This is a genomic window from Brevibacillus sp. 1238 (assembly GCF_029892995.1).
Classification (GTDB): domain Bacteria; phylum Bacillota; class Bacilli; order Brevibacillales; family Brevibacillaceae; genus Brevibacillus; species Brevibacillus parabrevis.
The window spans coordinates 224,782-250,440 of sequence record NZ_JARXWC010000008.1 but is presented as its reverse complement, the minus strand read 5'-3'; the positions used below and the strand labels follow the sequence as shown (position 1 = coordinate 250,440).

The 25,659-nt window shown below is 53.7% G+C and carries 9 protein-coding genes; all 9 read left to right on the top strand.

The genetic code is table 11. The features are described from left to right. Window positions 1–9: 9 nt before the first annotated feature. Window positions 10–7,701: an SDR family oxidoreductase gene (locus M2298_RS18950; protein ID WP_280648895.1), complete on the top strand. Its 7,692-nt coding sequence runs from the start codon at window positions 10–12 to the stop codon at window positions 7,699–7,701. Then, entirely contained in the window at window positions 7,694–14,737 is a 7,044-nt protein-coding gene (locus M2298_RS18945) for a non-ribosomal peptide synthetase (protein WP_280648894.1), read from the top strand. The genes M2298_RS18950 and M2298_RS18945 overlap by 8 nt, the downstream gene beginning before the upstream one ends. Before the next feature lie 29 nt (window positions 14,738–14,766). Then, window positions 14,767–19,092 carry a beta-ketoacyl synthase N-terminal-like domain-containing protein gene (locus M2298_RS18940; protein ID WP_280648893.1) on the top strand — a complete coding sequence of 1,442 codons (4,326 nt, stop codon included), beginning with the start codon at window positions 14,767–14,769 and terminating at the stop codon, window positions 19,090–19,092. Window positions 19,093–19,124: 32 nt separating this feature from the next. Next, window positions 19,125–19,604: a type II 3-dehydroquinate dehydratase gene (locus tag M2298_RS18935; RefSeq protein ID WP_173597311.1), complete on the top strand. Its 480-nt coding sequence runs from the start codon at window positions 19,125–19,127 to the stop codon at window positions 19,602–19,604. Further along, window positions 19,594–22,014 carry an ATP-binding cassette domain-containing protein gene (locus tag M2298_RS18930; protein WP_173597312.1) on the top strand — a complete coding sequence of 807 codons (2,421 nt, stop codon included), beginning with the start codon at window positions 19,594–19,596 and terminating at the stop codon, window positions 22,012–22,014. The genes M2298_RS18935 and M2298_RS18930 overlap by 11 nt, the downstream gene beginning before the upstream one ends. Before the next feature lie 60 nt (window positions 22,015–22,074). Next, a complete protein-coding gene (locus M2298_RS18925) occupies window positions 22,075–23,109 on the top strand; it encodes a cysteine peptidase family C39 domain-containing protein (RefSeq protein ID WP_217365219.1) in 1,035 nt (344 codons plus the stop codon). Between the two features lie 80 nt (window positions 23,110–23,189). Beyond that, entirely contained in the window at window positions 23,190–23,474 is a 285-nt protein-coding gene (locus M2298_RS18920) for an acyl carrier protein (protein WP_173597314.1), read from the top strand. A 62-nt stretch (window positions 23,475–23,536) separates the two neighbouring features. After that, complete coding sequence (locus M2298_RS18915) at window positions 23,537–24,514, top strand: LLM class flavin-dependent oxidoreductase (protein WP_173597315.1); 978 nt, start codon at window positions 23,537–23,539, stop codon at window positions 24,512–24,514. Between the two features lie 394 nt (window positions 24,515–24,908). Then, window positions 24,909–25,631 (top strand): thioesterase II family protein, encoded by a 723-nt coding sequence (locus M2298_RS18910; protein WP_173597316.1) that lies wholly within the window; start codon window positions 24,909–24,911, stop codon window positions 25,629–25,631. Window positions 25,632–25,659 lie beyond the last annotated feature (28 nt).

The window sequence follows — 25,659 nt, the reverse complement described above, 5'->3', positions numbered from 1 at the left end:
GATACGAAGATGGATAAATTGAAGAAGTACATTTACGAGCTGGTCGCAGCCAAGAAGCTATCGGCCAAGGAAGCGACGGAATACATCACGAGCCTGCAAAAAGCAAGCGAAGCCAAGACTGACGAGATCGCGATTATCGGCATCTCGGGACGCTTTCCCAAGGCGAATACGGTACAGCAGTTTTGGGAAAACATTCGCTTGGGAAGAGAATGCCTCGACGACTTTCCTGTCCATCGCCGCGAAGATGGACAGGCGCTGTTTTCCGACCAGCGATTTGCCCATAAACGCTTTAAAAAGGCCGGATATTTGGACGAAATCAGCTTCTTTGATCCAGACATGTTTCGCATCTCGCCGAAAGAAGCGCTGTCCATGGAGCCTTATCAGCGAATCATGCTGGAGCTTGCCTATGAGACTTTGCTCAATGCCGGTTACGAGACGCGGGATATCATCGGCTCGAAGACAGGCGTTTTTATCGGGAAAGACCATGTGACAGGGATCGAGTACCGCCATTACGTCAGCCCGGATATTTTTAGCCTGACTGGCTCCTGGCCGGGGATTTTGGCGAGCAGAATCTCCTATGTCTACAATCTGAAAGGGCCGAGCATCGTCTTCGATACATCGTGCTCCTCCGGTTTGGTAGGGCTTCATTTTGCTTGCGAATCGTTGCGCAGAAATGAATGTGACATGGCATTTGTAGGCGGCATAAGCGGCCTTTTCTATTTTCCGCCAGTCAAGGAAGACGGGTCGCTGGATCAGGTCGAATCCGCCGAAGAGAAGATTCGGGCGTTTGACAAGGAGGCGACAGGCACCGTATGGGGCGAAGGTGGCGGAGGGCTGCTCCTGAAGCCGTTGTCAAAGGCGCTTGCGGACAACGACGTCGTGTACGCGGTCATAAAAGGCAGCGGGATCAACAACAACGGTTTGTCCAAAGGCATTACAGCTCCGAATGGCGAGGCGCAGGAAGAGCTTCTGAAAAGCGTCTGGAAGCAGGCGCAAATCAATCCGGAAACGATTCGTTACATCGAAGCCCACGGGACAGGCACGGTATTGGGCGATTCCATCGAGCTGCAGTCGATTATCAACGCCTTTCAAGCATTTACGTCCAAAAAGCAGTTTTGCGGGGTTGGCTCCGTCAAAACGAACATTGGGCATCTGGTGGGCGCTTCCGGGATTGTCTCTTTAATCAAAGCAGTCATGATGCTCCAGCACGGGGAAATCCCGCCTTCGTTGCATTTCCAGTCGCCCAGCCCGTACATGGACTTGGCCAACTCAGCCGTTTTTGTCAATGACGTGCAGACCAAATGGCAGCAGCAGGATCATCCTGTCCGCATCGGAATTAATTCGTTTGGATTCAGTGGGACCAATTGCCACGTTTTGCTGGAGGAGCCGCCAAAGGCTGTCCGGCAAGCCAGTCACGGACAAGGCAGCTACTTGCTGGTTTTATCGGCGAGAAGCGAGCACAAGCTTCAGGAGCTGGCAAAAGAATACCAGCAGTTTTTGCTAACAAACCGGGACGTCGACCTGGGGGATTTGTGCTTTACCGTCAGCTCGTCCCGCAACCATTACTCCCACCGGGCCACGATTAGTTTCGACAGCTACGAGGATTTGCTGGAGAAGCTAAACGAGCTGAAAACGGCGAACAGCGTATCCGCGTGGACGGAAAACCCGGCGATCAGCTACCAAAGGCACGAGGTCGTACCGGATAACAAACAAGCGGTCGAAGCGTGGGAAATCAGGGAACGAGAGAAAAAATCGTTAGATAGGCAAGCAAACGAAGCGATCAAGGAATGGCTCGGGAAGACCACTGACGGGAAAATGATCCGGGAGCAGGTTGCGTCGTTTTACATAAAGGGAGCGAGTATGGACTGGAAGCTGCTGTACCAAGGCGGCCGCAAGTTGTCATTGCCGGGAAATATACTGGAACGGCAAAAGTTTTGGCCTGTTGGCGTGCAGCCCAAGAAAGCAGAAGCAGAGCTTTTTTATCGTACTGTCTGGAAAGAAGAAGCTCTTGCCGACATGGACAACCAGCAGCCCGCTGCTCGCGATACCGTTCTGCTGATCGTCGATGCGGCAGATACAGCCAGTTGGCGGCCGCTTTTTTCGGAAAAATACCAGGCCAAGCGGTTGATTACGGTCGAGCTGGGAGCATGCTCTGCACAAGTGTCGCCGGACTATTTCCAAGTTTCGCGCACGCTTGAAGACATCGCTGCCTTCTGCACGCAGCTTGATTTTTCGTCACTGGAGCAAATTTTATTTATGTCCCCGGCTCTCGCTGAACTGCCGGAATCACGGACGGCGTTTCAAGCGTCCATGAATCAGACAGCAGGGTCGCTTTTGCTTTTCGCCAAAGCGCTGGCAATGACGGGGAAGCTGACAAAAGAACTGGATGTCGTCCTGATGACGCAAAATGCCCAGGCCGTGCAGCCGAGCGATGCGATCTGCGATCCTTTTCAGCATATGCTGGGCGGACTCGGGAAATCGATTCGCCAGGAAAACTACGGCTTGTCCATGCGCCATATCGACATCAGCCCGGACGGCTTCGAGCCTGAGCCGCTGTTCGCCGAGCTACAGCGGAAGGGTACGGATTACTCCGTAGCGCTGCGCCAGCACCGCCGCTACATCGAGATTATCGAAAGAGTGGCGGAGGCGGGTGCACAGGAAGACGCATTTACTGTCAAAGCGGGCGATGTGTTCCTGATTACGGGCGGCTTGGGCCAATTGGGAACGGAAGTGTGCAAATACCTAAGCCAGAAAAACAAAGTGAAGCTGATCGTGCTCGGCAAGACGATGCTGCCGGACAAAGAGACATGGCCAGCGGTAGTCCGGGAGCAGACAGACAAAAGTTTGGCGGATAAACTCAATGCGGTGCTGGCTGTGGAAGCGCTCGGCTCCACGCTGGACTATCACTGTGTAGACATATGCGACGAAGCAGACATGAAACGAACGATTCAGACGATCCGCCAGACGCACCAACGCCTTGACGGAATCATTCATTGCGCGGGCGTCGGCGTTGGCGATCTCGAAGATTTGGCGATGAGCGAAGTGGAATTTGAGCGCAGACATGCCGTGAAAACATACGGAAGCTGGCTATTGTACACCCTCACGCAGGGGATCGACACAGGATTTTACCTGTTCTTTTCCTCGGCGGTTTCTGTCACCGGGGGACGCGGGGCTATTGGCTATGCCACTGGCAATGCCTTTTTGGACGGCTGGGCAGAAGTGATCAAGCGGCAAGGCAAAAAAGTGCTTTCGATCAACTGGGCTACGTGGGAAGAGACGGCTACAAGGCTCTCCATGCAAGAGGACAGGCACGTTTTCCGCTTCCTGCCGACCCATCAGGCGCTGCAAGCGCTCGACTACATTCTCCGCCGCCAGCTGTTCAAAACGATCGTCGGCCAGTTCAATCATGCCAACGAGCTTTTGGAGCTTTCGCACATCTGGCCGTTCCGTCTGGCGGATGACGTGAAGAAAGACGTGTTCAAGCATACGGCAAAACCGGGGCGCACAGCTGCTGCCGCACCTGTACCTGTGGCGCTCAAGGAGCAGGACGGATTTACAGCGACGCAAAAAGAGCTGGCGCAATTGTGGGCAGAGGTGCTCGGACTGTCGTCCATCAGCCTGTTCGATACGTTCCATCAATTGGGCGGCGATTCGATCCACGCTGCGCAATTGTACAAGCAATGGAACGAGAAGTACCCGGGCACGCTGCACGTCGCAGACCTTTATTTGTACCCGACCATTTTTGAACTGGCGAATTACTTGGACAGCCAGAAGGCGCCGGAACCTGCCACGCTTACAGTCGAGTCGATCCTGGAAGGGTACAAACAGAGCAAATATTCGCAGGAAGAGACGAAAAGACTGCTGGAACAGTGGACCGCTTTCTCCGCAGGCCAGACTGTGCCGTCTGAGCAAAAGGACGAGTACGCCATCATCGGCTATGCCTGCCAATTCCCGTTGGCGGAAAATGCCGAGCAGTTTTGGACCAATCTGACCGCGGGCATCAATGCCATCCGGCCGTTTCCCGCCTCCAGAAGAAAGGACACGGACCGTTATTTGAGCGCAGCCCAATCCTACTGTCAGGGCGGTTACCTGGAAACTATCGATCGGTTTGATTCTAGTTTCTTCCATATTTCGCCCAAAGAGGCCGAGCTGATGGACCCTGAACAGCGCCTGCTTTTGCAAAACGTGTATGAAGCTGTGGAAAACAGCGGGCTTGGCGGGAAAAGCCTGTTCGGGACGAAAACGGGCGTGTACATCGGCAAAGATACGACTGGACGCAATGAGTACAACAATATGATTGATATTCAGCATCCTTTGAAGGTTACCTCTGGCTCGACAGGGATACTGGCAAGCCGGATCGCGTATTTCCTCAACTTGAAAGGACCTTGCCTGGTCGTGGACACGGCGTGCTCTTCCAGTCTCGCAGCCATGTGCTTGGCTGCACAGGCTTTGAAGGCAGGAGAAATCGATGTGGCGATTGTAGCAGGCGTTTCTTTGGCGTACTTGCCTACCCAGCACAATTCGCTGATTGATTCCGCAGATGAAACGATACGCCCGTTTGATGCGCAGGCGAACGGCACGATGTGGGGAGAGGGAGTAGGCACCGTCGTGTTGAAGCGCATGGATCAGGCCGTGCGCGACAACCATCTGATCCACGCTGTCGTCAAAGGCTCGGCCATGAACAACAACGGAGCGTCGAACGGAATTACCGCACCGAATGCGGAAGCGCAGGAAAAAGCATTGATCGAGGCGTGGAAAGCAGCCGACATCGATCCGGAAACGATTTCGTATATCGAAGCGCACGCCACCGGAACGAGATTGGGCGATCCGATCGAGATGAAGGGCATCGCCAACGCTTTCCGCAGATTCACGGACAAAAAGCAATTTTGCGGGGTAGGTACGGTAAAAGCCAATATCGGCCACCTGGTAGGAGCGTCGGGGATGGCTTCGGTCATCAAAATGATTATGGCCTTCAAGCATGGACAATTGCCCCCGGTCGCAAACTTCCAGCAACCGAATCCATTTATCGAATTTGCGGATTCCCCCGTTTACGTCAACGACAAGCTGCAGGATTGGACCGCAACGGAGTCGCCGCGTCGATGCGGCATCAGCTCGTTTGGGTTCAGCGGGACGAATTGCCATGTTTTGCTGGAAGAGCCGCCTGCCGCCCCTGTGCAGAGCGAGGACAAGCAAGGCTGGCACCTGCTGGCTTTGTCGGCGAGAACAAAAGGCTCCTTGCGTGCGCTAATCAGCCGCTACGCCAACTATCTCAACGAGACGACTGCGGTCGATGTGCAAAATTTGTGCTATACAGCCAATGCGACTCGCGGACATTACGAGCACAGGATCGCGATCTTGTTCCGCGACCAGGCCGAGCTGCGGGAAAAATGCCAGTACGCGGATGCGACAGGGCTGGAAAATAGGCAGCAGGCTGCCGAGCAAGGGATTTTGTACAAGGTGAGCCGCGTCATCCTTGACCAAAATGATCCCTCTGAACACGGACTGCTGGAGGAAGAAAAAGTAAAGCGGACGGCGATTGCGGAAAGAACGATCCAGCAATACAAAGAAACCGGGACAGCTTTTGCGCTGGACAGCCTGCAAAACATTGCTGCCATGTACACAGACGGGGCAGATATCCAGTGGCAGCGCCTGTATGAAAAAGCGCAGCATCGAATCATCGAATTGCCAGCCTACCCGTACGAGTCGGTTCGGCACTGGATCGGGGCGCAAAACCACGAAGGTGCTACGCGAGCAGATGTAACTTATCGCCTGCAATGGGTGCGCGACGACAAAGCGAAAGCGCCGTTGCGGCAAGCTGGCGCGAAAAAGGGCACGTGGCTGTTTTTGAGCGGAACGGGCAACAGGAGTCATCAGTTGCTCCAGGAGCTGCAAGCGCGGGAAGCGGATGTCATCGAAGTTGCTTTCGGTACTGCTTTTCAAAAAGGCAGCGATCATCGATACGAGGTCGGCTCGGCGGACGATTTTTCGCGCTTGCTGCAAGAGCTGGCGCATCGGGACATTCGCCATATCGTCCACTGCATGGGCGTGACGGAGGAGAAGCTCGCGTGTGCGGACGACTTTCATGAGTGGGAAAACCGGAGCGTCTACAGCTTCTACCAGCTTGTGTGCGAGCTGTTGAAACAGTCGTATCACCAGGAGATCAGCCTGTATCTGTTGGGCGACCACGCGTTTTCCGTAACCAGGCAGGAAGCGGCCTTGAAGCCGCAGCATGCCGTTTTGTTTGGCATGGCAAAAGTGATCGCCCAGGAGTACCCGCAATGGAAATGCCGCTGCCTCGATCTCGATAGCGCTACTTCGCCGTCTACACTTTGGCATGAGTTGGTGTCGGAACAGGAAGACTTCCAGGTGGCGTATCGGGAAAATGTCCGGTATGTCGAACGATTGGAAGTGCAGACGCTGCAACAGGCAGAGCGTCAGGACATATCGATCCGGGAAAACGGCGTCTACCTGATTACGGGCGGACTTGGCGACATCGGGCTTGCAGTCGCTCACTATCTCGCTGGGAAGCGGCCAGTACACCTGTGCTTGCTCGGCAGAAGTGCTTTTCCTCCACGCGGACAATGGGCGGAAATCGTCCGGGAACAGCCTGATTCCGCACTAGCGGGCCAGATCGAACAAATCCGCAGCCTTGAGGAAAAGGGAGCCTCTGTAGAGGTGTATACGGTTGATGTGGCTGACGAGCGCAGGCTGGCAGCTGCTTTGGCCATGATTCGCCAGCAGTACGGGGCGATCCATGGCGTTTTCCATTGCGCGGGTGTGGCTGGTGAAGGTCTGCTTATCAACAAAGGGCAAGCCCAAATAGCTCACGTGCTCGATCCAAAGGTCGTCGGCACCTGGCTTTTGGATCGTTACACCGAGCAAGACAACCTCGACTTTTTTGTCCTGTTTTCCTCTGTGACCAGCTTGCTTGGCGGGCTTGGACAGGCTGATTATACGGCTGCCAACGCTTACTTGGACGCTTTTAGCGATTACAGGCACGCCAAAGGCCAACGGAGCGTGACGATCAACTGGCCTGCCTGGAACGAGACTGGCATGGCGGGGAGATACCGCATTCAGAAAGAAGCTTCGCCGTTTCACGGCATGCATCCGGACCAAGCGATCGAGATTTTGGATGCCGTTTTAACGAGAAAACTTGCGCGCGTAATCGTCGGCGAGCTGAACGAGGCGCATTTTCAGACGCACAGCTATCACTTGCCGTTTTCGATTTCGCCGGAAATCAGCAGCTTGTTCACACAGACGGTTGCTGCGCAGACGACGGAAGTCCAGCCGCTTGTGCCGATATTGAGCGGGCGAAACGACCACAGATACAGCGCTGTAGAAACGCAACTGGCTGCTGTTTGGCAAAAAGTATTGGGGATACCGGAAGCGAATGTGTACCAGTCTTTTCAGGAGGCGGGAGGAAACTCCATTCTCGCGACGAGTCTCGTCAAGGAAATCGAGCAGTTGTACCCGGGGCGGATCAACATCGCCACGCTGTTCGCCTATCCTTCGATTGCCAAAATGGCGGAGTATCTCGAAAACAAAGACAAGCCGAATGCACACGAACCGTCCCGCAAAGTCGGAGAGAGCGAAAGTGTTCCCTTGCAGGACAAGCTGAGCGACTTTATCAAGGGCGATGTTTCGATGGAAAACATATTGGACTACCTAGACAAGAAAGCGTGGGGAGAAGAAGATGAGTAGCCGAAAAGAGATGAATGACAGCATTTTGCAGTTGCTGAAATCGGGACATCTCAATCAGGAAATGGCGATTTCCATGTTGGAAAAGCTGAATCGCAGTCCAGAGCGAAAGCACCGTCAGGACATTGCCGTCATTGGAATGGCCTGCCGCTTCCCCGGAGCAAGCAATCCCCAGCAGTTTTGGCACAATTTGGTCCAGGGGGTAAACAGCATCGGGTATTTCCCGGAAGAGCGGTTGCACGATTTATCCGGCTTCGTTCCAGAGCTGGAAGAGCTTTTGGCAAACGCCAATCATCAAGCTGGCTACTTGGATCAAATTTCCTGCTTCGATCACTCTTTTTTCCATATCGGACACAAAGAAGCGATGGCGATGGAGCCGTATCAGCGACTGTTTCTTGAGACGGCCTACCATGCGATCGAGGATGCCGGGTATGGGGGAGCCAGACTGAAACATTCCAACACGGGCGTATTTGTCGGATTGGAGACGGCCTACCAGTCTCATTACCGCTCCCTGCTGCAAAACGAAGATATTTCGTCGCTTGTCGGTTCCCTGGTAGGACTTTTGTCCAATCGGATCTCGTATTTTCTCGACTTGCGCGGGCCTGCTTTCGTGCTGAACACAGCGTGCTCATCGGGGCTGGTCGCCTTGCATCAGGCGTGCACGGCTCTGGCGAACAACGAGTGTGAAACGGCGCTGGTCGGCGGGGTGAATCTGATGGTCATTCCGCAAGTGACCGGAAAGCTGCACGATTTGGAGACGTCCGATGGAAGAGTGAAGGCTTTTGACAAAAATGCCGACGGAACGATCTGGAGCGAAGGAATCACAGCGCTCATGCTCAAGCCGTTAGCGAAGGCGCGGGAAGATCGCGATCCCGTCTATGCGGTTATCAAAGGAAGCGGCGTCAATGCAGACGGCGCTTCCAACGGCTTGACCGCCCCCAATCCGGATGCCGAGACGCAACTGTTTTTGCGCACGTGGGAAAAAGCCAAAATCGATCCGCTGTCCATCTCCTATATCGAAGCGCATGGCACAGGCACGCTGTTGGGCGATTCGATCGAGTTGCAGGCGATCAACGACGCGTTTCAACAAGCTGCGTCCCGGCCTCATGTGTGCGGGGTCGGTTCTGTCAAGACGAATATCGGCCATACCGTTGCCGCATCAGGTCTGGCTTCGCTCATCAAAGTCGTGCTGGCTCTCCGGCACAAAAAAATTCCTGCTACGCTGCACTATCAGTCTGCAAACCCTTTTCTCGATCCGCAAAACGCTGCGGTCGAAATCGTCGCCGAGCTGAGAGACTGGAAAAGAGCGGATGGGGAGGCACTGCTTCGTGCCGGGGTCAACTCGTTTGGCTTCAGTGGAACCAATTGCCATGTCGTCGTGGAGGAAGCGCCGGAAAGCGACCGTCTGGAAGCGGAGACAGAAGCAGAGCTTTTGCCGCCAGTTCATCTTTTGACGCTCTCCGCCAAGAGCAAGCCAGCACTGGTTGAATTGCTGAAATCCTACCATTCCTATTTGCATACGCATCCATCAACCAATCTTGAAGATCTTTGCTATACAGCAAACACAGGCAGAGGGCAATACGAGAACCGGATCGCGTTCGTGTTCCAGTCCGAAGAACAATTGCTGCAGCAGTTGCTCCAGGCAGATTTGTCCCAAGCAGAAGCGGCGAAAGACAAAGGAATTTACCTCTATCTGCGTGCCGAATCCAGCCGTGACGGCGGCAATCCCGCCAGCTCTTTTGCTGTCCCGGACGTGTCGGCCACGACCGACCGTGACGGCTGGCAGACGAGAGCGTCACTGGAAAAGCTGGCGGAGCAATACGTCGCGGGAATGTCGATCCCGTGGGAGTTGGTATACCGTCAGCCGCGACAAAAGCTGAACTTGCCTGTGTATCCATTTGACAAAATCAAAATCTGGCCAAAAGCGGACAAACAAGCGAACGGCTCCGTGCCAAACGCAGCGGGAAGCAGCGCGCTTGCGAGCGAAGGGCCATCCGTACTACCCGCAGCCGAGCATGCTCTTTATCAGCGCATCCAGTGGGTCCCTGCCGAGCCTTTCTCCGCACAACCGGAGAGAGCAGAGAATGTGCTGGTCATTACCGACTCTACCGATTGGGGCTGCGAGCTGGCCGACGCCATCGCTGCGCGCAGCCAGCATGTCGTTCATGCCCGGCTGACGACGACAGCCTATCGCCAGGAGAACGCCTCCCGGTATGGACTGGCATGCTCGCAAGCCGATTTTGACCAGCTCATTCGCGATACAAGCCAGGCAGCGCTCAGCAAAGTCGTCTTCGCTGTCGCTGTCGGAAAAACAGCCGAACCCGACTATGAACATGCCGATGCCGGGCAGCTTTTGCACGCGCTGTTTTATTTGACAAAAGCATTAGGAAAAACTCGCTCTGCTCCAATCGAGCTCGTCCTGGTCGGGAAAAACGCGCAGCGAGTCCTGGCTGACGATGTCAGCGTCCAGCCGGAAGTTGCTGCCTTGTTTGGGCTGGGAAAAGTCATTCGGGAGGAAAACAGCGGACTGCCTTGCAGGTGCATCGACTTCGATGATGCTACAACTGTCAGCGATATCGCGGCGGAAGCTTTGGGAAGCACCGGACATTATCAGATCGCGCATCGTGTTGGTCAAAGATACTATCCCCAGTTGGCGCCGTTGGACTTGTCAGCGGTTGACGACAGCGGCCTGCGCTTCAAGGAGCAAGGCGTGTACGTCATTACAGGCGGCACGGGCGGAATCGGCCTGGAGCTTGCGAAGCATATTGCCCTCACGTACAAGGTAAAGCTGGTTCTCATCAGCCGCACCAAATTGCCCGAGCGTTCCTTGTGGGACGAGTTCAGCCAGCACGAGCAATGGGGCAAGTTGCTGCATCAACTGAAAAGCATGGAGAGCAACGGTTCCCAGGTGTATACATACAGCGCCGATGTAGCCAACCGCGATGAGATAGCCTCGGCCATACGCGACATCTACCGCGTCCACGGAAAAATCGACGGCATCATTCACGCCGCAGGCTTGCCGGGAAGCGGCATGCTCGTGGACAAGGACGAAGCGGCATTTTCGGCCGGGCTGGCTGCCAAAATTAGCGGGACAGAGCATCTGCATGCGTTGACGCGCGAAAATCCGCCTGAGTTTCTCGTTTTGTTTTCGTCCATCGCGGCGGTAGTCGGGGGCATTTACTTGGGGGATTACGCGGCGGCCAATAGCTACCTCGATGCTTTTTCCGGAGTCGCAAGCTCGCCTACGCGGATCATCACGATCAACTGGACGACGTGGATGAATACAGGCATGGCAAAACATTCGGGCGCCAGCCTTGATGCTGCTTTTCGCTCCATTTCGCCTCGCCGGGCGATCAAGGCATTCGAGCAAGTCCTGCACAAGAACCTGACAAGCGTCGTCATCGGGGAAATCAATACGGACAATGACTTGTTCTGGAACAACGCGCTGCCGATCGCACTGGCTCCCGAGATTCGGGCGAAGATCAAATTGCCGGAGGTCGAGATAAACGTAGAGCTGACGGGCAGAGCCGATGACACCTATACCGATCTCGAACAGCAGATTGCACAAATCTGGGGCAACGTCTTCCGCATGCCGACCATCGATATTTACGATCATTTTTACGAACTGGGCGGAACCTCGATCATGGGCATCAAGATTGCCAACCGGATCAACGAGCAATGCCAGGTGACCTTGTCGGTACAGGATGTGTTTACGCATTTGACCATTCCTGATTTGGCCGAGTTTGTCCGGCAGAAGCAGCAGGAACGCAGCGGGGGAGAAGCAGCCAAGCCAAGAGAAGCGGTTCCAGACAAGCGGGTCATGCCGCTGTCGCACGCGCAGAGACGCATCTGGTTTTTGCAAAAAATGAATCCTGAGCTGGTCGCCTACAATCTGCCGTTTATTCGCACGTATGAGATGGCGATTGACGTTGCGCTCCTGGAACGGGCTGTCGCTTATCTCGCTGCCCGACACGTCATGCTGCGCACACGATTTACGCTCAAAGACGGAAGTCCCGTGCAGGAAGCGTTGCCGGAGTACCGTCCGACTATCCAGGTGATGAATCTCACTGAACAGACAGACCAGGCGCTTTTGCTGGAAAAAAGCATCCACGAGCAAAAAATGAAGCCGTTCGACCTGGAGTCGCCTCCGTATCGCATCTATCTTTACCAGCTTGCCAAGGAGAGGTTTTGTCTCTACGTCAATTTTCACCATATTCTTACGGACGGCTGGAGCATCGATATTTTTTACCGGGAGCTGTTCGGCGTTTACCAGTCGTTTTTGCAGCAGCAGTCGCCAAGGCTGGCCGAGGCGAAGCACGATTACTTTGACTGGATTGCCGCACAAAAAGACTGGGAAAACAGCGGGGAGTTCACGGAGCACGAAAGCTACTGGCTGAACGAACTGGCGAAGCCGTTGCCGACGTTGGCGTTGCCTGCTGACAAAAAGCGTCCTTCCGTGCAAACGTACAACGGCAGCTATTACAAGTTCGAGATCGGCGGCGAGCTGTATGAAAAGCTCAAGACCCACACGGAGCAAGAGCAGATTACGTATAGCAATGTTTTGCTGAGCGCCTACTTCCTGTTGCTGCACAAGCTGTCGCAGGACGAAGACATTATCGTCGGTGTGCCTACTGCTGGAAGAAACCAAAAGAAATGGGAAGAAGTAGTGGGGATATTCATTAACACTTTGTGCATTCGCGTTTCTTTCAAAGACATCTCTACGTTTTCACAGTTGCAGCATGTCGTACAGCAAAAGGTTTGGGCGGCGATCGACAAAGCGCAATACCCGTTTGATCTGCTGGTGGAAAAGGTCAATCCGGAGCGTGATTTGGCGAGAAATCCCGTCTACAATGTGCTGTTCCAGTTTTTTGACAAGCTGCATCTGGAAAATGACGGGATCAGTCAGTTTGAACTGAGTTGCCTCGCGAAGGAAAGCGATCAGCGAATCGAGATTTCCTTTGAGTACAATTCGGACTTGTATACGGACAGCACGATCCGGCAGTTTGCCCGCTTTTTCCTGCACATACTCGCACAAGTGACAGAGCGCCCGGAAATCCCGCTCAAAGAAGCGGCCCTGCTGACTGGCCCAGAGGCGGAGGAGCTGCTGCACCGTTTTCAAGGGGCGCAGATGGACGGGCAGGAGCCTCTGCCGATCCACAAGCAGTTTGAAGCCCAGGCGCAAAAAACGCCGCATGCGATCGCGCTAGTATGCGAAGACGAGCAAATGACGTATCAGGCACTAAACGAACAGGCCAATCAGCTCGCCTGGCTGCTCATAGACAAGGGCGTCGGCAAAAATGTGCCCGTCGGTATTTTGGTCGACCGAAGCTTCCAGACAGTCGTGGGCATTTTGGCGATTTTGAAAGCGGGTGGCGCCTACGTGCCGCTCGATCCAGGCTATCCCGAGGAGCGCATTGCTTACATTCTCGCGCACAGCGGAGCCAAGCTGTTGCTGACCGAAAATCGCTTGCTGGAAAAAGCGGGGCGAATCGGACAGGAGCAACAGATCGAGCTTGTCAATCTGAGCCTGTTCCAAGAGGACTATGCTGCAAGCGCGATGGATGCCGCTCGCCGGGAGCAAGCACTGTCCACGTCCAATCCGCCGACAACGAGCAGCGGAGCTGACTGGATGTATATCATGTACACTTCTGGTTCAACAGGCAAGCCAAAAGGCGTGCTGGTTACCCATGCCAACGTCCATAATTTTTTGGCGTGGAGCATAGCTGACTTCCGGCTCCGGGCCGACGATGTGTTCATGCTGGTCACCTCGATCAGCTTTGATATCTCTGTCTTTGAACTATTCGGGGCGCTGTTGAGCGGAGGGCGTCTTTGCATCTTGACGCAAGACAGGCTCAAGGATATGGACCGATTGCTGGCGTACATGGAGCAGCAGCAGGTCTCGATCTGGCATTCGGTACCGAGCTTGATGGTGCAGCTCACGACTTATTTGAAAGCCAACAAGGAGCGGCATGGTCATTCCTTCGTGCTGCCATCGATCAGACACGTGCTGCTGGGCGGAGAAGCGTGGAGCTTTGCCTTGGCCAAACAAGTACGGCAAGTGCTGCCGTCTGCTGACATTCGCAACATGTACGGACCGACCGAGACGACGATCTGGGTGTCCAGCTACCAAGTGGAGCCAGAGGCAGACGCAGAGGCTCCGTATGGGGCTGTGCTCATTGGCAAACCGATTGCCAATAATCAAATCATGATTTTGGCGCCGGATGGCAACGTTTGCCCGCCGGGAGTGATCGGTGAAATTTACGTAGCCGGGCAAAATGTGACCAGCGGCTACTTCCGGGACGAGGAACGGACGAGTCAAGCATTCATCCAGCGAGCCAGCGGCCAGCTTTGCTACAAAACAGGCGATCTCGGTCGTTACTTGCCGGATGGCAACATCGAATTTATCGGCAGAAGAGATCAGTTGGTAAAAGTGCGCGGTTACCGTATCGAGCTTGGCGAGATCGAACATGCGCTCCGGGATGCGGCGGCGCTGCAACAGATCGCCGTGACGACGGTAAAAGACGGGGAGACAAGCAAAATCGTTTGCTACTACACAGCAGACAGGCCGCTCCCGATGGGTCAATTGAAGGAGTACGCGCGGAAAAAACTGCCGGAATACATGGTTCCCGCCCAATTTTTCCACGTCGAGCAGTTCTGGTTGACCCCGAACGGCAAAATGGACTGGAAGGCAATGGAGCAGCATTGCCAGTATGCAGAGGCCAGCCCTCTGTTTGCGGAAGCCCGGGATGAGGTCGAGAAAAAGCTCGTGGAAATCTGGAGAAAGCTGCTTGGCGCGCCTAACATCGGAATCCACGAAAACTTTTTTGATATAGGTGGAAACTCCTTGCTGATCGTGCAATTGCAGGAGCTGATCCAGACGGAGCTGTCCCACGACATGTCGATTGTGGAGCTTTTCCAATATACGACGATCGAAAAGATTGCCGAGCAGATCAAAGCAACTGCCGTGAACCGTTCAAGCGTGGAAGCGGGACAAAAAAGAGCAGAACTGCGAAAAAGACGAAGAACCATGCGAAGCTAAGGAGCCGTTTGGGGGAAAGGAAAATCGCGATGGAAAATGCTCATGCGCTCAGCGAGAAAATCGCCATCATCGGCATGGCGGGAAAATTTCCGCAAGCGGAAAACATTCAGCGGTACTGGCACAATCTGGTCGAAGGCGTGGAAGGAATCCGCTTTTTCACAAAAGAGGAGCTGTTGGAGTCGGGCGTAGACCCGGCTCTGCTCGATCGGCCGGACTATGTGCCGGCTTGCGGTCAACTGACAGAGATCGAATGGTTTGATGCAGCCTTTTTCCAATATACGCCGCGAGAAGCGGAAATCATTGATCCCCAGCAGCGCCTGTTTCTGGAAGCTGCCTGGAATGCGCTGGAGGATGCCGGACAAAGCGTGTCGCAACTTGACGGAGCGGTGGGCGTATTCGCCGGGATCGGGGCGAACAAATATTTGACGCATGTGGTCAGCCGTCCAGACTTGCTGCGCATTTTGGACCATCGCCAAATCGAGGTCGGAAACGACAAAGATTTTTTGACGACACGCGTTTCCTACAAATTGAATTTGACTGGCCCGAGCTTTTCTGTACAGACGGCTTGCTCCTCCTCGTTGGTGAGCGTGCACCTGGCATGCCAGAGCTTGCTGAACGGGGAGTGCGACATGGCCTTGGCGGGAGGCGTATCTGTCCAGTTTCTCGGCAAGCATGGCTATTTGTACAAGCAAGGGGGCATCGAATCGCCGGATGGACACTGCCGCTGCTTCGATGAAAAAGCGGAAGGAACTGTCTTCGGCGACGGCGTGGGCGTGATTGTGCTCAAAAGGCTGGACGAGGCTATCCAGGACAAGGATCATATTTACGCAGTCATTAGCGGTTCGGCCATTAACAACGACGGCGCAGGCAAAGTGGGATACACTGCTCCCGGGTTCGAGGGCCAGATTCAAGTCATTTCCGAAGCGATGGAAGTGGCCGGAGTGACTCCGCACGAGATTGGCTATGTGGAGGCACACGGCACAGGAACGAAATTGGGGGATCGGGTAGAGATGGCGGCCCTCAAGGAAGTTTTCAAGGAGCGCGACCCGGCCGATCCATGCTACATCGGATCGGTCAAAGCGAATGTGGGACATCTGAACACCGCTTCCGGCATCGCGGGCCTGATCAAAACCGTTCTCGCCATCCACCACGAAACGATCCCGCCGCTCTTGCATCTGCAAAAGCCGAATCCGCAGCTCGAATTGGAGAACAGCCCGTTCCGGTTGAATAACACCCCGGTGAGCTGGCGTGCGGAGGCAAGCAAAAGGGTGGCTGGCGTCAGCTCGTTTGGCATCGGCGGGACCAATGCGCACGTAATTGTCGAAGCGCCTCCAGCGATGCACTTCCGGGAAGAAGCGAACGAGTGGCAACTGCTGACGATTTCGGGGAAAACAAGTGCGGCGAGACAGCGCAACTATGAAAATGTGCTCGCTTTTCTGCGGGAAAATCCGCAAGTTAACCTCGCACAAGTAGCCTACACGCTGCAAACAGGCCGGGAGTCGTTCGATTTTCGCGGGATTGTCCTGTGCCGTGGGCAAGAGGCGCTTGCCCATCCAGAGAAGCTGCGGTTCGTTTGCAACGAGACAGAGGGGAGCGCGGAAGAGAAGGCGGTCGTTTTTGTCTTTTCACCAGCAGGGAGCGCCACGCATGGCAACATGGCCCGCGACTTGTATCAGCAAATTCCTTTCTTGCGGGAGCAGATGAATCAATGCTTCCGGTTCGCGGAACGCATGCTTCGGCTGGATGCCAACGCGATGCTGGACAATGATTCGCCCCATGGCACAATCGCACTGTTCATCCTGGAATACTCGCTGGCGCAGCTATGGCTTCACTGGGGAGTGACGCCAAAAGCGATGGCGGGGGATTGGCTCGGGGAGTACGTCAGTGCGTGTCTCGCAGGCGTTTTGGCTTGGGAAGACGCTTTGCAGCTGCTGTTTTTCCGCGGGGATTTCCATGCAGACATTGCGCTTGCTCAACCGACGATTCCGTTCTTGTCGAATCGAAGCGGCACGTGGATAACGGAAGAACAGGCGACCTCCTTGGACTATTGGCGGGAGCTGGTCGGCTTGTCCGGTCAAGGGATGGATGTCGCCAGCTTGCCTGCACTTGCCCAGGTGAAAAAGCCCGTGTTTCTCGAAGTCGGTCCAGGGAACAAGCAGCTTGAACGGCTGGCAGCAAGCGAACAGTTTCACTCCGCGCCATTGCTGTCTTCCTTGCCTGCTTCCACGGAAAGCGAATCCGCCTGCAAAACGCTGCTTGGCTCGTTAGGGCGACTGTGGCTGTACAAGGCGAGCATCAACTGGAAAAACGTCCATGCGCCACAGCACCCGCGCCGACTGCCTTTGCCGACGTACGCTTTTGACAGGCAATATTACTGGATTGAGCGATCGTTCGCAGCGCCTGTCGACACATCTGGCAGCGAAAAGCGGCTGTCTCCATCTGCGCTTCTGATCAAACAGGGCGAGCAGTTCATCCGGGACGGACAGGCCAGCTACACGCTAAATGCGCTCCAGATGCGGCAACTGGAAGAACTGCTGGCGAGCTTTTCTACTGACTCTCCCGCAGAAAAGCTCGCACCGCTCGCCAGCGCTTCGGCTCCCGCGCAGCCGCCGCGTCAGCAGCGACAGGAGGACATGGCCGCGTGGCTGTGTACCATTTTAGAGGAACTGCTCGGCAAAAAACCAATCGGCGTCCATGACGACTTTTTTGACCTGGGCGGCGATTCCGTGACGGCCATCCAGTTCGCTTCGCGGTTGAAAGAACAGCAGATTGAGATTGCCTCCGATCTGCTGTTTGATTACTCGACGATGGAGGAATTGGCGAAGCAAATTCGACTGGAAAGCGACAGCCAGCCGTCGACGGAAGCAGTGGCGGGGGAAGACCTGACCATACAGGAGCAGCAGGCGAGGCAGATCAGCCTGGAAAGCAACAGCGAATCATCCGGGAACGCTCTGCCAGATGTCACGCCAGGCACGCTGTTTTTCAGCATCGGTCAGGCCGATCAGGAAATTTTGCGGGGTACAGTGGATGCGCAAGAAGTGGAAAGCGTCTATCCGCTGACCTTCATGCAGCTGCTTGTCTTGAACCACAATATTCTTCACGCCAGACAGGGCACTGTCAACGTGCTCTCGTTCCCGATTGCGGAGGAACTGAGGCTCCACGATTTCCGGATGGCCTGGCAGAGAGTGATCGACCGCCATTCTGTGCTGCGAACCGGGTTTATCTGGAGAAGGATATCCAACCCGGTGCAATTCGTGAAAAGACAAGTAGAGGTTTCTATCGACGTGCTTGATTGGACAAAGCTGTCTGAGGCAGAGCAGCAGCGCGCTTTGGGCGAATGGATCGCAGAGGAACGACAAAAAAACTTCAAGGTGGATGAAGTTCCGCAGATGCGTTTCCAGCTCATCCAATACAGCAAGGCAAGCTATCAATTTGTCTGGACTTATCAAAATTCCCTGTTTGACGGCTGGAGCATGAATCTCATTTTGCAGGAAGTATGGGCAAACTATCAGCTTGGCGAATCGCTCATCAGCGAGCCGCACATGCAAGCGACTCCTTTCCTCGACTATGTGAAGTGGCAAAAACGGCAGGATGACCAGGAAGCGAAGCGTTTTTGGACAGAGGAGCTAGGCAAGTTCCGCTATCAGGAGCAATTTGTGCAGACGACACCGAGCCAGCGAAACAGCTACGTGAGTGCTGTGAAAAGTGTTGCCCTTGCGCAAGACGAGGTCTATACTGTAAGAGAATTTTCCAGAAAGAACCAATTAACGATAAATACGGTAGTCTTAGGTGCGTGGGGGTTGGCGCAAGCGCGCTTGTTCGCACAGCATGACGTGCTGATCGGGATGATTACATCGGGACGGGTCCCGGAAATCGAGCAAATGGACAAAATGGTCGGATTGTTCACAAACAGCCTGCCAGTCCGGCTGACCTACAGCGACACCGATCAGGTCAAAGCGTGGTTTGTCGCCTTGCAGAAAAAAATCGTGACCATCAGGCGCTACGAGTACATTACGTTGCAGCAAATTGCCCAGTGGTCGCAAATCCCGCTCGATTTTTTGCAAACGGTGATCAACACGCGAAGCCTCGTGTATACGCATTTCCCGTTTCAGGGGCAAGCTGGCGAGCAAAGGCCGTTTCAAGCCGAGAGCAGCGGTCAACTCCATCTTCCACTGCGCCTGTTTGTCAACCCGGGAGAGGAACACTTCACGATCCGGGCCGAATACGACAGCAACCAATTTGCCCACGACACTGTCGCGCAATTGTTGGACGAAGTGAAACGTCTGCTGGTGGCTATCCCTAGCGTTGACGGGGTTGCCGATTTGTGGGCAGAGGCAAAAAATCAGATAAAGTAGGGCGCATGCCACGTAGGAGAATGATTAACGATATGAAAATTGCCATTGTCAATGGACCGAACATGAATCTGCTCGGATTGCGGGAAACCGGAATTTACGGGACCGTCACCTGGAAGCAAATCGAGGACAGGCTGAACAAACTGGCTGGTGAATGGCAAGTGGACATCCTCTTTTTTCAATCTAATCACGAAGGGGAAATTGTCGATTTCATTCAACAGCAACTGCATGCCCTGGACGGTGTGGTTATAAATCCGGCGGGTTTCTCCAAGACCGGATACTCGATACTGGACGCGTTGACTGCAGTCGGCATTCCCTATGTCGAGGTGCACATGTCCAATATTTTTGAACGGGGCGGCTGGCATGCTGAATCGATCTTTTTCGCAAACGCTGTGGGACATGTGATCGGCTTGAAGGCCAATGTGTACGAGCTTGGTTTGCGAGGGATCATGCAGCACGTCAAGGAACAGCGAACATCGATCAGTGGGAAGGAATGGAGAACGGGTGCACATTGAAGTCTACAACGCCAAGCTGCATAATCTGAAAAACATTACAACGACGATTCCCAAGCAGCAATTTATCGTGGTCACGGGAGTCAGCGGGTCGGGGAAATCCAGCTTTATTTTTGACACCTTGCATCACGAGGGACAGCGCATTTATTTGGAAGCGCTGGGCATTGCGCACGATGTGCTGCACTACGACTCGTTTGACATGATCCAGGGACTGAGTCCGACGATTGCCGTACAGCAGAGAACGGTCAGCAATCTGAACCCGCGATCGGTCGTCGGCTCCGTCACCCGCATCCTCAACTTGTTGGCGATCATTTATGCCCAGGAGGGACAACGAGCGGGCAAAGAGGCAAGCCCTTACCAACTGGACGAATTTGTGCCGGGGCTGTTCATGTTCAACTCTCCGCACGGCTCATGCCCGGCTTGCGGAGGGCGGGGCAGCGTGGTCGAGGTGAACGTGGAGAAGATTTTGCCGTCTGAGCGCGAAACGATTGAACGCTGGCATCAGTTCGCCTACCAATTCCCCAACGCGAAAAAAGAGGAAAAGGAGTACGTGTACAAGCGGCTGGACAATTTCACCAAGCACTTTCAGTTGAGCGCGGACACGCCTTTTGCCGATTTGCCGAGGGAAGCCAAGGAAACGTTTTTGCATTATCGCCCCAAGCGGACGCAGAGCAAAGGCCACCTGATCTTTTACGGAGTCACTGTCGTCATTGAAGAAAAGCTGAAAAAGATCAACGTACAGCAAATTCCCGATCTACAGACGACGCGGCCGTGCACGAGATGCCAAGGGTTCCGGCTTGGACCAAAAGCGCTTTCCATCACGATCGAAAACAAGCATATCGGACAGCTTAGCCAAATGAACGTAGGCGACCTGGCAGCGTTCCTCCGGCATTACCAGACGGCGCGGCCGCATACTCCTTTTATTGCCCATTTGCTTGGAGAGATTTTGCGCAAGCTGGATTGTCTGGAGACGGTCGGCTTGTCCTATTTGAACCTGTATCGCGAAATCCCGACGCTGAGCGGAGGGGAGACCCAGCGGCTGCACATCATGTCGCATTTGTCGGCTAAGGTCGATTCGATCATCTACATTTTTGACGAGCCTACAGCCGGATTGCACGAAAAGGAAAAAGAAAAGATCATCGAAAGCTTTCATCGGTTAAAGCAACAGGGAAATACGGTCATTGTCGTAGAGCATGATGAAAGCGTCATCAAGCATGCCGACTACATCATCGACTTTGGCCCTTTGGCTGGCCAGCTTGGCGGTACGATCGTCTATCAGGGGAGCTTCCCCGGCTTTCTCCATTCCCGCAATTCGATCACTGCCCAGTATTTGCGCGAGAAAAAGCATCCTCGCAAAGAATACGCATGCGGTGTGGACGCGTCTGCTGCCAAGCTGTCGATCCGAAACGCGCGAACAAACAACCTGAAAAACATCGACGTCGATATACCGCTGCACGCCATCGTCGGAATCAGCGGACTGTCCGGCAGCGGCAAAAGCTCCTTGGTGATCGATACGCTCATTCCCAAGCTCCAGTCATCGTTCAAGGCAAAAGCGGGCAAGCAAAAACCGCTGGTGGAGGAAGAAGAGGAGCACGACGACGACTTTGCCCATGCGCAAGCCGACGCCAAGCTTTCCGGAGCCGAAAACATTGATGGCTGCATCGTCGTTACGCAAAAGCTGGCACGCCGCCATGAAAATTCTTGCGTAGCCACGTTTTTGGGGGTATGGGACCACATCCGGCATATTTTTTCCATGCAGGAGGAGGCCATCGCCCTTCAGTTTACGCGCAGCTCTTTTTCGTTCAACTCGACAGGCTCGTGTCCGGTTTGCAACGGAAACGGGCATATCAAAAGATGGCTGGGGCAGCTGACGTTCAGCGACCCGTGCCCTTCCTGCCGAGGCAAGAGATTCAAGCAGGAAGTGATGCAAGTTCGCTACAAAGAGCGCACGATCTCCGACATTCTGGAGATGTCGATTTCCGAAGCGCACGAGTTTTTCCAGGATCACGCCAAAATCAGCAAGATGCTCGGCACAATCGAAGAGCTTGGCATGGGCTATATCCTCATCGGGCAAAGCCTCACTACATTGAGCGGCGGGGAAGCCCAGCGCTTGAAATTGGCGAGAGAGCTGGGGAAAAGCAGCAAAGGAAGCTACTTGTACATTTTGGATGAACCGACTGTCGGACTCAGCTACTATGACACCGAAAAATTGCTGGTGATTCTCGGCAAGCTGATCGCAAGCGGGCACTCTGTCCTGCTCATCGAGCACGATCCGTACGTGCTCTCCTATTGTGACTACTTGATCGAGCTGGGACCAGGCGCGGGCCACAAAGGCGGCGAAATCATCGCCAAAGGAGCGCCCGCAGAAATCAAAAAGCTGGCTGGCTCGATGATCGCTCCCTTTTTGGAATAAAAGGCACAGCTTGCTTGTAGCCATGCACGAAAAATCCTGATTCGAAACGGAAAAGAGGAGATGCTTGTGAAGAGCGTAACGCTGCCAGTCGTCCAGCCGCCCATTTACGGCTATCAATTTTTTGCCTTTCCTCTATGTATCGTCTTGCAGGACAAACGAAGTCTGCCCTGGCTATACAGCAATTTTATCCAGGTGTGCTTCGACAAGCGCCCTGACCCGCCTGTTCCGTTTACGTTTTACATTCACGACTACACGCTGAATCCATGGCTGCACGTCGAGCAATTGCAGCGGGGCACGATGGGCATCGTCAACAGAAACATCGTCGATTTCGTTCGCGATTGCCTCTTGGAAGGCTACTATGTGTACCTGAATGTCGATGAGTTTTACATTCCCGAGCGCGCGGTCTATCAAAAAAGCCATTTCTCCCACGATGTGCTGGTGCACGGAGTCGATCTTCAGAACGAAACCTTTCAATTGCTCGGCTTTACAGACAAACAGATGCTGGCCACGACGAGCGCGTCCTTCCAAGACTTTGCGCTGGCGTATGACAGCATCGCCCAGATTGATCACCAGGCCGTTTGCAATCGTATCTACTTGTACAAGGTGAAGGATGCGGGAGCGTATGAGTTTGATCTGGCATTGGTGCAGGAAACGCTGGAAGAATATTTGAAGTCGAGCAACACGTCCAGGCGATTTCGCATGGTTGCCAATCCGTGGGATCATTGCGCCTACGGATTGGACACCTATCCGTGCCTGCAAGACTATTACGAGCGCTTGCTTGCGGGCAAGGCCAGCCTCGACGTTCGTCACGTCCACAGCTTGTGGGAGCACAAAAACTTGATGGTAGCCCGGATCAAGTACATGGAGGAACACACCGACTATCTGACCTCGCCCAATCAGCTTCGTGCGGCGTATGGCGAGATTGAGCGCAAAGCGCGGAATACGCGCAATCTCATGCTGAAATTTTACATGCAGCAGGAAGAGGCGACCTTGCATAAAATCATGCGGTATCTCGATGAACTAGCGGAAGCGGAAGCGCTGGCGATCGAGGAGTTTTTGAGCGTGCTGAAAAGGCATCAGCCGCAACTATTGTAGTTTTTCGCGTTTCCTCGGCCGTTTGCCCAAGCAGAGCAAAGTCTTTTCTATTTTCCAAACAATGAACGGAGGATACTTGGATGATAACCAAAAACGAAATTGAAGAAAAATTGGTGCACATCTACATGAGCCAGATGCAAGAGCTGCAAGTAGGTCCAGAACAAGTGCAGCAGAGCGGAGTCGATTTCTCTTCCCAGCACATTCGCTTGCAGGATGTCGGGATCAACTCGCTCGGCTTTATTCGCTTGGTGGTAGCGATTGAAAACGAATTTGGGTTTCAATTTGACGATGACATGTTAAATGTCGAACTGTTTGAAACGATCCAGCAGTTGATTGCCTACATCGAGGGCAAAGTGAGCCAGTAAGACGACAACCGCTCGGCTCTTTTGCCAGAGCATATCATTTCTTTTGAAAGGTGGAAAAACCGATGAAATTTTATGCAGATTTACCGATGTGGCTCCATCACCATGACCAAAATCAGCTCCAGATCATCCATGAGGCCGCGAATTTGCTGGAGGCAAACGGCTTTACCGGGTCCTTGCTGTTTTATCAGCACACGACTCTCGATCCGTGGATTGTGGCGACCAGCACCTTACAGGCTACGAAGGAGCATTTGCCGATCATCGCCTTGCAGCCAAATACGATTCCGCCGTTCACAGCAGCGAAAATGATCCACTCGCTTGTTCATTTGTTCGGGCGCAAGGTGGCGTTAAATATGATCCCCGGTCAATCGCCATCGGAGCTTAGACAAGTCCATGATACGGTTCCGGCCGAAGAGCGGTTTGATCGGCTGGTCGAGTATATCGAGATTTTGCGAGCCTTGCTCGACTCGAATGAGCCTTTGACCTACGAAGGCAAATACTTCACCTATCATGACCTGCAAGTGTTTGCCAAGGTCGAGGAAGATTTGAAGCCGATTATTTTTATGCCAGGCGCTTCCACTTTGTTTCAAAAGGCTGCCCACCAGTCGGTCGATGTCGCCATCCAGTTGGCAAGCCCGGTCTCGCAGCTTGTCAAAAGCTTTGACATTCTTTACGACTCCCATGTGGAATTGTGTTGCCGGCTGGGGATTATCGCGCGCCCGACTTCTCAGGAAGCGCTGGAGATTGCCAAAGAGGAAGTTCCGATGCGCTTCATGCAAATTGTGAAAAAGCAGGGGAGAATGGCCGGATTTTATACGGAAGAAGAAGAGCGGATTTATTTTCCTGTCGAGCAAGGCAAGGCGTTCCGCGGACCGTTGCTGGTCGGCTCTTACGACGAGGTGGCGAGCTATTTCCGCCAATACAAAGAGCTGGGAATCAAGCATGTCATTTTAAGCTGCATACGTTCCCAGGAAGATTTGCATCATGTGAGACAGGTGCTTGATCGAGCAGGCGTGATGGACGCGGTTCAGCCTGTTTCCTAAAAACAGCCAACCTTTCCTCGCATTGACAAGGAGGACGGGCATGAGGTAGTATATTCGTAATGGTTTCCATATAAATGCATTTTTGTTATTTTGAACTATACATGATATACGGTGATTTTAGAAAGATAACTTTAGCCAGACAAAAGTTATCTTTCTAAAATTTATTTGTGATAAAACTTGCCCTGCCAGATGAAAGCGAACGAGAGGGAAAGTTTTTTCCTATATCCTCGTCAAAACAACCTGATGTATTTTATTGAAGCTTAGGCACATTAGAGTAACTCAGGGGCCATACGACATGGTGTAGTGTATACAGATTCGATACACGAAATGGCGGAGCTATGCCCGAAAATAGGCTTGATCAATCATGCTTGGCTTGAACAAAGGGGAAAACAAAGTGGAAAATAATAGCGGCTCTACGGATTGCATGAAGTTGTTTTGCTTGCCGTATGCAGGCGGATCGGCCACTGCTTTTAGCAAGTGGAAACGGGGGCTGGACCCAAGAATTGAGCTGGTGCCAGTAGAGCTGGCGGGAAGAGGGCGGCGTTTTCGCGAACCTTTTTATCCTTCCTTGCCAGACGGCGTCAAAGACATTTTTCCGTTTATCAGGGAGCAGAACGGCGATGGCGAATACTCGTTGTTTGGACACAGCATGGGAACGCTGTACATTTGTGAGCTGATGAACCAAATCTGCGAGCACGGCTGGAAAAAGCCGCGCCATCTGTTTTTATCCGGGATGTATCCCCCGCATATTCGCGACAAGAAAAAGATTCATCACTTGCCGGATGACGAGTTCATCCAGGAAATCATCCAGCTTGGCGGCACGCCCAAGGAAGTGGCGGAAAACCGGGAACTGATGCAAATTTTCACGCCTGTTCTGCGGGGCGACTACAAAAACGTCGAAAACTATTTGCTGGAAGCGGCCCCGGAAATGTGGGACATCAATGTGACGGTTTTGACAGGCGATGACGATGACCTCGTGACGGCAGACGATATTAGCCAATGGAGAGCGTACACAAGCGAATCCTGTACGATCGTGACCCTCCACGGCGGACATTTTTTCATCCACGAGGAAGAAGAGAAAGTGATTGAAATTATCAATCGCACCTTAACTGCATAAGACGCGCGTATGCGAGCAGCTAACCCTT

Coding starts and splice junctions, on each gene's coding strand:
- M2298_RS18920 (WP_173597314.1), top strand. CDS start 23,190: ATGATAACCAAAAACGAAATTGAAGAAAAATTGGTGCACATCTACATG.
- M2298_RS18945 (WP_280648894.1), top strand. CDS start 7,694: ATGAGTAGCCGAAAAGAGATGAATGACAGCATTTTGCAGTTGCTGAAA.
- M2298_RS18915 (WP_173597315.1), top strand. CDS start 23,537: ATGAAATTTTATGCAGATTTACCGATGTGGCTCCATCACCATGACCAA.
- M2298_RS18925 (WP_217365219.1), top strand. CDS start 22,075: ATGCTTGTGAAGAGCGTAACGCTGCCAGTCGTCCAGCCGCCCATTTAC.
- M2298_RS18950 (WP_280648895.1), top strand. CDS start 10: ATGGATAAATTGAAGAAGTACATTTACGAGCTGGTCGCAGCCAAGAAG.
- M2298_RS18935 (WP_173597311.1), top strand. CDS start 19,125: ATGAAAATTGCCATTGTCAATGGACCGAACATGAATCTGCTCGGATTG.
- M2298_RS18940 (WP_280648893.1), top strand. CDS start 14,767: ATGGAAAATGCTCATGCGCTCAGCGAGAAAATCGCCATCATCGGCATG.